At 57.1% G+C, this 1,029-nt stretch carries 1 rRNA gene; it reads right to left on the bottom strand.

Annotated elements, in window-relative coordinates:
• Window positions 1-3: 3 nt before the first annotated feature.
• Window positions 4-1,029 (bottom strand): 23S ribosomal RNA (locus ACWCSD_RS53090); the annotation flags it as partial.

Genomic DNA, 1,029 nt, shown 5'->3' with positions numbered 1-1,029 from the left:
TTTGTGGTCAAGTCCTCGGCCTATTAGTACCGGTCAGCTCCACACGTTACCGTGCTTCCACCTCCGGCCTATCAACCCGGTCGTCTACCGGGAGCCTTACCCACTCTCGTGGTGGGAGACCTCATCTCAAGGCGAGCTTCCCGCTTAGATGCTTTCAGCGGTTATCCCTTCCGAACGTAGCCAACCAGCCGTGCACCTGGCGGTACAACTGGCACACCAGAGGTTCGTCCGTCCCGGTCCTCTCGTACTAGGGACAGCCCCTTTCAAGTCTCCTGCGCGCGCAGCGGATAGGGACCGAACTGTCTCGCGACGTTCTAAACCCAGCTCGCGTACCGCTTTAATGGGCGAACAGCCCAACCCTTGGGACCTACTCCAGCCCCAGGATGCGACGAGCCGACATCGAGGTGCCAAACCATCCCGTCGATATGGACTCTTGGGGAAGATCAGCCTGTTATCCCCGGGGTACCTTTTAGCCGTTGAGCGACACCGCTTCCACACGCCGATGCCGGATCACTAGTCCCAGCTTTCGCTCCTGCTCGACCCGTCAGTCTCACAGTCAAGCTCCCTTGTGCACTTACACTCAACACCTGATTGCCAACCAGGCTGAGGGAACCTTTGGGCGCCTCCGTTACTCTTTAGGAGGCAACCGCCCCAGTTAAACTACCCACCAGACACTGTCCCCGATCCGGATCACGGACCAGAGTTAGACGTTCAAAACGACCAGAGTGGTATTTCACCAATGACTCCACCCGAACTAGCGTCCGAGCTTCCCAGTCTCCCACCTATCCTACACAAGACGTTCCAAACGCCAATGTCAAGCTGTAGTGAAGGTCCCGGGGTCTTTCCGTCCTGCTGCGCGTAACGAGCATCTTTACTCGTAGTGCAATTTCGCCGGGTCTGCGGTTGAGACAGCGGGGAAGTCGTTACGCCATTCGTGCAGGTCGGAACTTACCCGACAAGGAATTTCGCTACCTTAGGATGGTTATAGTTACCACCGCCGTTTACCGGCGCTTAAGTTCTCACCTTCGC

It is taken from the genome of Nonomuraea sp. NPDC001684, assembly GCF_053596515.1.
The sequence above is the reverse complement of the archived record's forward strand: the minus strand, read 5'-3'. Positions and strand labels throughout refer to the sequence as shown.